Genomic DNA, 6,809 nt, shown 5'->3' with positions numbered 1-6,809 from the left:
AAGAAGCTAAAGAAGCTAAAGAAGCTAAAGAAGCTAAAGAAGCTAAAGAAGCTAAAGAAGCTAAAGAAGCTAAAGAAGCTAAAGAAGCTAAAGAAGCTAAAGAAGCTAAAGAAGCTAAAGAAGCTAAAGCACAGTCTTTTGCTCAAAAAGTAACGCCTGAACCAACAGCCTATCAATGTTTTGCTGAGCAATGTCCAAGGGTGGATTTAAAAGAGATTCAAATTGATCTCAACGGAAAAGTACCAAAATTTATAACCCCTGTTGCTGTCGGGGAAATTCATGCAAATCAATGGACTCGTTTAGGTACGGAGTTCAATGTAAATTGGACAGATCAGAATCAAAATAAAACTTCAGAAAAGCTGATATTAAATGTCTTGGACATGCAGCATATCACTTTAAAAGATGAGTTAGGCCGTATCAACCGCTATAAGATGGTAGAGGCGAAAAAGCCTGATACTGATAAAAATTCAGATGTATTAAAAACACAATAAAAAAGCGGCTCAGCCACTTTTTTTAATAAATTTTTTCAAAACCTTCCGGACGTGTTTTAAATCTACGGTGGAACCACATATATTGGGTTGGTGCTAAACGAAGTTGATTTTCAATAATCAAATTTGTTCGTGTCGCGTCTGCAATTTCATCTTCACTTGGCATATTGTCTAACGCAGGTTCAATCAAAATATGATATTTCGGATTTGCAATATCACCTTTACGGTAGAAGTAAAGTGGAATCGCAGCAGCTTTGGTCATTTTTAATATACGGCGATGTGCAGTTACAGTGGCTGCGGGTACACCAAAAAAGGGCGCCATAACACCTTGTTTAAGACCAAAATCTTGGTCGGGACTATACCAAATAGGTCGTCCTTCTTTTAAATGACGGATTAATCCACGCATATCATCATGGTCGATTTGATGGGTATAAATCGTGGCACGACAACGGTAAATCAGCATGTCTAGCAAAGGATTATTTTGCGGACGATATACGACATCTGGATCAAAATACTGGGCACAGACATATCCACCTGCATCGAGTAGGGTAGAGTGTGTACCAAGTAGTAAAGCCCCACGCCCTTCAGCTTGCGCTTGTTGAATATGTTCTAAACCTTCAATCGTTACACGATCTTTAAACCATTTGGGACAATACCAAGCATTCAGTGTTTCAAAAACACCGACCATTTGATCAATAAAGACTTGGCGAGAATTTTCATAACGAAGTTCGGGCATCCATTCAGGAAAGCAGACTTCCAAATTTCTTAAAGTTGTTTCACGACGTGAACGCAAGTATTTGAAAGCTACATTTCCCATCAGATAAGCTAAACGATGCTGAATTGCCCAAGGTAATATCGCAAGGAGCATCAGAAATATAATACCAATCCAAATGCCCCAATATTTTGGCATTAAGAAAGACCACTGGAACTCTCCCGGTTGGTAGTTTTTCTGTTTACTCATATTCAAACTTGATAACAATTTAAGGTAATTCACTATATTAGCACGAACTGTTTTTTTTCGGCGAAAGCAACAATCGGATTCTTTAGAAAAACGTTCTTAGATTTTTCACATGAATTACTCATCAATAACAACATTAAGTGCCTAAAAACCTTTAACCAAAATTAGCTTGAGCAAACTTGGTGCAATTTTTGCAGAACATTTACTGAAAATGATATGAATACGAAGATGACCGTGAATGAATCAAGTATTGTTCAATGAGCCAGTCAAAAATGCACAGTATTGGTTTGCTAAATTAGAGTTAGGTTTTACCAAAGATTCAAATCGCACAATTTTGGCGCATCGTAAGCACTTTGGACCTGTTCGCGTGCAAAAGATGCTGTGGCCTGAAAAAACAGGAGTATGTCATGCCATTATTGTTCATCCACCTGCTGGAATTGCTGGTGGAGATCATCTCACCTTTGAAATGAAAATAGATCAGGATTCGCATGCTTTGGTTACCACACCTGGCGCAGGGAAGTGGTACAAAACCAATCTTAAACAAGCATTTCAACATATTCATATTCATGTACAAGATGAGGCGATTTTCGAATGGCTTCCTCAAGAGACGATGCTCTTTAATGGTGCGAATGCAAATTCAGAGACGATCGTACATTTGGACGCTGCTGCCAGTTTTATCGGTTGGGATATGTTGGTAATTGGACGGCAAGCACGACATGAAACCTTCTCGCAGGGTGCTTACCAAAATAAATTTCAGCTTTATCAAAATCAGAAAATATTGGTTGCAGACTGTTTAAATTTTAAAGGCAATGATCGTTGGTTAAAGTCTTGTTTAGGGATGAACGGTCATGCAGTGATGGCCAGTTTTTGGGCAGTGCCTCCAGAACAATACCGGTCAAATTTCTATCTTGATCAACATATTGATCAAATTCGTGAATTAATCATGCGTATGAATATTAACGTCACATTGACGTTACTCGGTTACGTCGTGACCGCACGTTATCTCGGACATGATGTACGTGAGTGTCATGATGCATTTGCTGCAATTCGTGCAAAGCTTCGTCGTTATTGGTTTGATCTTGATGAAGAGTTCCCAAGAATTTGGCGCACATAAATTTATTCTTGTCATAGCAACCTAGTTAAGTTGTTTTAACACAAACATTTGAGCACACATCTTGCATCAATATTTAAAGATAGTGAGGAAAGCATTATGGAACTAACACCTACAGAAAAAGACAAAATGCTGATTTTTACTGCGGGGCTTGTAGCGGAAAGACGCAAGGCCCGTGGTTTAAAGCTGAATTATCCAGAAGCAGTGGCTTACATTTCTGCCGCACTATTAGAAGGTGCACGTGATGGAATGAGTGTGAGTGACCTCATGCATTTTGGAACAACATTGCTAAAACGGGATGAAGTAATGGAAGGCGTAGCTGAAATGATCGCAGAGGTCCAAGTGGAAGCGACATTTCCTGATGGTTCAAAACTGGTCACTGTACATCAACCGATTGTGTGATGTCTGAGAGGAAAAATTAAATATGATTCCAGGTGAAATCATTACGTCCGATACAGACATTGAAATGAATGTCGGACGGGCAACGCTCAAAATGACGGTAGCAAATGCAGGGGATCGACCGATTCAGGTTGGGTCACATTATCACTTTGCTGAAGCGAATGATGCGTTGCAGTTTGATCGTGAGTTAGCACGAGGATATCGACTGAATATTGCGGCAGGTACAGCGGTGCGTTTTGAGCCAGGACAGAGTCGAGATATTGAACTTGTTGCACTCGCAGGTAAGCGTGAGGTGTATGGGTTTGCGGGTCGTGTTATGGGTAAGTTGGATTAAGGGAAAATAATAATGAAAATGTCACGCCGTGCTTATGCGGAAATGTTTGGTCCAACGGTAGGTGATCGAGTTCGTCTCGCGGATACTGAGCTGTTTATTGAAGTTGAACAAGACCTCACTACCTATGGTGAGGAAGTGAAGTTTGGCGGTGGTAAAGTCATTCGTGATGGCATGGGGCAGTCACAACTGTTGGCTGAAGACGTTGCCGATACCGTGATTACCAATGCGCTGATTGTGGATTGGTGGGGTATTGTCAAAGCCGATGTCGGTTTAAAAAACGGTCGTATCTGGAAAATTGGGAAAGCAGGCAATCCTGATATTCAACCCGATATCACCATTCCACTTGGTGCAGCGACGGAAGTGATCGCTGGTGAAGGACAGATTCTCACCGCAGGCGGTGTTGATACGCATATTCATTGGATTTGCCCGCAGCAAGTTGAAACAGCACTGATGTCCGGTGTGACCACCATGATTGGTGGTGGTACAGGCCCTGCGGCAGGGACTTCTGCAACGACAGTGACACCGGGGCCTTGGCATATTGGGACAATGCTTCAAGCTATAGATGATTTACCGATGAATATTGGTTTATTGGGTAAAGGCAATTTAAGTCAGCCCGACCCAATTCGTGAGCAAATTCGTGCAGGGGTAGTGGGTTTAAAGCTACATGAAGATTGGGGTTCAACCCCTGCAGCGATTGATAATTGCCTGAGTGTTGCCGATGAATTTGATGTGCAGGTGGCCATTCATACTGACACGTTAAATGAAAGCGGTTTCTTGGAAGAAACCTTGGCTGCATTTAAAAATCGTACCATTCACACCTACCATACCGAAGGCGCAGGCGGTGGACATGCCCCTGATATTTTAAAAGCCATTGGTCAGCCGAATGTATTGCCATCTTCCACCAATCCAACTCGTCCTTATACCATCAATACCATTGATGAGCATTTGGATATGCTGATGGTTTGTCACCATTTAGACCCTGCGATTTCTGAAGATGTGGCATTTGCGGAAAGTCGTATTCGCCGTGAAACCATTGCCGCAGAAGATATTTTGCAGGACTTAGGTGCGATTGCCATGATGTCATCAGACTCGCAAGCGATGGGGCGTGTCGGTGAAGTGGTGATTCGTACGTGGCAAACCGCGCATAAAATGAAAGTGCAGCGTGGACCTTTAGAGGGTGACAATGCGACACATGATAATAATCGTGTAAAACGTTATATCGCTAAATATACAATTAACCCTGCAATTACGCATGGTTTAAGCCATGAAATTGGTTCGGTGGAAGTAGGTAAACTTGCTGACTTGGTACTGTGGAAGCCTGCATTTTTTGGGGTAAAACCGTCGATGATTATTAAAGGCGGGATGATTGCGGCTGCGCCGATGGGAGACATTAATGCGTCTATTCCAACGCCACAGCCAGTGCATTATCGTCCGATGTTTGGTGCTAATGCGCGCGGTGTGCATAACACCTGTATCACCTTTTTATCCCAAGTCGCGATAGAGGCAGGCGTGCATGAAAAGCTCGGGCTGAAAAAGTTGATCAGTCCATGTAAAGGCACACGTGATATTCAGAAGAAAGATATGAAACTGAATAACTACTGTCCTGTGATGGAGGTTGATCCTGAAATTTATGAAGTGCGAGCAGATGGGAAGTTGCTGACTTGTGAGCCTGCGGAAGTATTGCCAATGGCGCAAAGGTATTTCTTGTTTTGAATAACAAAGCTCCATTTTTGGAGCTTTTTATTTATAATAAAATTATATGCTTAAATAAAAATATAAGAGGATAGTATGGGCTTTTCTTTTGTTTCATCAGATTTTCGGAATGCTCTAGATCGTTTATTTGAGACAGCACAAAATAATCTAGATTCAAATGATGATGAGCTTAAAAAATGGTCTCATATAATTAGATCATTAAAAGGCTTCTGTAACGAGGAAAATCTCAGATACCTAGATGAAAATCTTAAGCAAACAAAAAAATGGAATCTATTTGATTTAAATCAGCTTGCTAAAATTATATTGGATGATGATCTAGAACACTTAAAATATGGTGCTCTGAGTTTTTATATTTATCTAAAAGAATGGGAATTTAGACGTGGAATTAAAGAAAATGAACAACAAAGTCCTATTGTAAGAAGTTTCTATGACTTCATTTATACTGAAAAAAATCAAAGATATTTAGAGTTTAAAACGCATTATGATTTCGTAGATGAATTACCTTTCGTTATATGTGGCGAAATTTATAGTAACTCTAAATTGAATGAAATTAGGAAATTCATAGAAGAGAAAGACTTCTCTGATTATAAAGAATTAATCCAAAAATCAGATGATGCATCAGAACTAATTAAAAATTGGGAGCAAAATTTTGAGTGTAAGCTTCAGGATGTAGATAATGTAGTTGAAAAGCTTGAAAAATATAAAACTACCTATGACTTTGTTCTTTTGAATAAAGGTTTCCAACAATTATATGATCAAAAGAAAGTTGAGTTAAAGAGAACGAAAGACATGTACGGTTTTGTGTCAACAGTTATGTTCATGGTTCCTTTCTTTGAACTTATAATTTTAATTGGAGCACTTATATATTTTCAAGGTAATTTACCTTCAAGTATGTGGCTAATTTCAATTCCTTTTATAACCTTAATTCTAATAACCTTATATTTAGTCAAAATTTCATTGCAAGATAAGCGTTCAGTTCAATCCCAAATGATGCAACTTGAACTTCGTATGGCACTTTGTCAATTTATTCATAATTATGCGGAAGATTCAGAAAAGCTACATGCAAAAAATAAAGCTGGATTTGAAAAATTCGAAAATATTATCTTCTCACCGCTCGTTTCTTCAGATGAAAAGATTCCAACCACTTTTGATGGTATGGAGCAATTGGCGAAATTAGTAAGTGAATTTAGGAAGTCTTAGCGTTGGATTGGTTTGAGTAAACAGCCCATCTTTTTTCCTGAGGCTGATTTAAAAAATATTTAATCATCACTTCAGTTTCAGGAAAAAGTGGTTGTGGAAGCTCATCAAAACTAAACCATTCCCAACGCTCAAAAATCTCAGGTTCTGTAACGCGAATTTGAGTCTTTAAACGTTCATCTAGAAGTTGATAAATCGTTCCGAACGTAACTTTTACTGCCTCAGAATCTTGATCAATGATCGTATTTAAGGGTTGAATAGACTCAATATATTGACTCAGATCTAAAGCAGTTTCCTCTAACAATTCGCGTACTGCAGCATCTTCAACTGATTCATGCGCATCCATTTTTCCACCCGGAAAACACCATGAGGCAGGTTCATCAATTTTGTTTCTATAACCCAATAGAACTTTTTGACGTTGATCAATCAACATGATGCCCACGCCGATGATGGAGTTGCTTTTAATATTCATGATTGTGCACATCTTGCTGGTCTGTGTTCTACAAAGTACAACAGCGATATGACAACGCTAACTTTCAAATGTTTCAAAACATGTAATTTAAATAAAAAATCATTCACATTTATAGAGGATTTTACCTATCGCTATAG

Annotated in this window: 8 protein-coding genes; 6 read left to right on the top strand and 2 right to left on the bottom strand. The window is 39.3% G+C overall.

Annotated features, from left to right (window positions below; genetic code table 11):
• Window positions 1–491, top strand: a 491-nt coding sequence (locus tag FTV32_RS07975; RefSeq protein ID WP_180028367.1) for a hypothetical protein, incomplete at its 5' end; no start/stop codon positions are given.
• A 22-nt stretch (window positions 492–513) separates the two neighbouring features.
• On the opposite strand, the gene FTV32_RS07970 is transcribed toward FTV32_RS07975, so the two are convergent.
• Window positions 514–1,449 carry a lauroyl acyltransferase gene (locus FTV32_RS07970; RefSeq protein WP_180028366.1) on the bottom strand — a complete coding sequence of 312 codons (936 nt, stop codon included), beginning with the start codon at window positions 1,447–1,449 and terminating at the stop codon, window positions 514–516.
• 235 nt (window positions 1,450–1,684) lie between these two features.
• Here FTV32_RS07970 and FTV32_RS07965 point away from each other — a divergent pair, with 235 nt between their 5' ends.
• The 5 genes from FTV32_RS07965 (at window position 1,685) to FTV32_RS17460 (ending at window position 6,203) form a co-directional block, all read left to right on the top strand.
• Entirely contained in the window at window positions 1,685–2,560 is an 876-nt protein-coding gene (locus FTV32_RS07965) for an urease accessory protein UreD (RefSeq protein WP_180028365.1), read from the top strand.
• 96 nt (window positions 2,561–2,656) lie between these two features.
• Window positions 2,657–2,959 carry an urease subunit gamma gene (gene ureA, locus FTV32_RS07960; RefSeq protein ID WP_035270654.1) on the top strand — a complete coding sequence of 101 codons (303 nt, stop codon included), beginning with the start codon at window positions 2,657–2,659 and terminating at the stop codon, window positions 2,957–2,959.
• A 22-nt stretch (window positions 2,960–2,981) separates the two neighbouring features.
• A complete protein-coding gene (locus FTV32_RS07955) occupies window positions 2,982–3,290 on the top strand; it encodes an urease subunit beta (protein WP_035270651.1) in 309 nt (102 codons plus the stop codon).
• A gap of 12 nt (window positions 3,291–3,302) precedes the next feature.
• Complete coding sequence (gene ureC / locus FTV32_RS07950; protein WP_180028364.1) at window positions 3,303–5,003, top strand: urease subunit alpha; 1,701 nt, start codon at window positions 3,303–3,305, stop codon at window positions 5,001–5,003.
• Window positions 5,004–5,078: 75 nt separating this feature from the next.
• Window positions 5,079–6,203: a hypothetical protein gene (locus tag FTV32_RS17460; protein WP_257227606.1), complete on the top strand. Its 1,125-nt coding sequence runs from the start codon at window positions 5,079–5,081 to the stop codon at window positions 6,201–6,203.
• On the opposite strand, the gene FTV32_RS07940 is transcribed toward FTV32_RS17460, so the two are convergent.
• A complete protein-coding gene (locus FTV32_RS07940; protein WP_180028363.1) occupies window positions 6,190–6,672 on the bottom strand; it encodes an NUDIX hydrolase in 483 nt (160 codons plus the stop codon). The genes FTV32_RS17460 and FTV32_RS07940 overlap by 14 nt on opposite strands.
• Between the last annotated feature and the right edge of the window lie 137 nt (window positions 6,673–6,809).

This window comes from Acinetobacter sp. YH16032, from assembly GCF_013417345.1.
Classification (GTDB): domain Bacteria; phylum Pseudomonadota; class Gammaproteobacteria; order Pseudomonadales; family Moraxellaceae; genus Acinetobacter.
Note: the sequence above shows the minus strand (reverse complement) of the source record. Positions and strands in the feature narration are given on the sequence as shown.

Excerpts from the sequence above, each read along its gene's own strand:
- FTV32_RS07970 (WP_180028366.1), bottom strand. The coding sequence starts at position 1,449 with ATGAGTAAACAGAAAAACTACCAACCGGGAGAGTTCCAGTGGTCTTTC.
- FTV32_RS07965 (WP_180028365.1), top strand. The coding sequence starts at position 1,685 with ATGAATCAAGTATTGTTCAATGAGCCAGTCAAAAATGCACAGTATTGG.
- ureA (WP_035270654.1), top strand. The coding sequence starts at position 2,657 with ATGGAACTAACACCTACAGAAAAAGACAAAATGCTGATTTTTACTGCG.
- FTV32_RS07955 (WP_035270651.1), top strand. The coding sequence starts at position 2,982 with ATGATTCCAGGTGAAATCATTACGTCCGATACAGACATTGAAATGAAT.
- ureC (WP_180028364.1), top strand. The coding sequence starts at position 3,303 with ATGAAAATGTCACGCCGTGCTTATGCGGAAATGTTTGGTCCAACGGTA.
- FTV32_RS17460 (WP_257227606.1), top strand. The coding sequence starts at position 5,079 with ATGGGCTTTTCTTTTGTTTCATCAGATTTTCGGAATGCTCTAGATCGT.
- FTV32_RS07940 (WP_180028363.1), bottom strand. The coding sequence starts at position 6,672 with ATGAATATTAAAAGCAACTCCATCATCGGCGTGGGCATCATGTTGATT.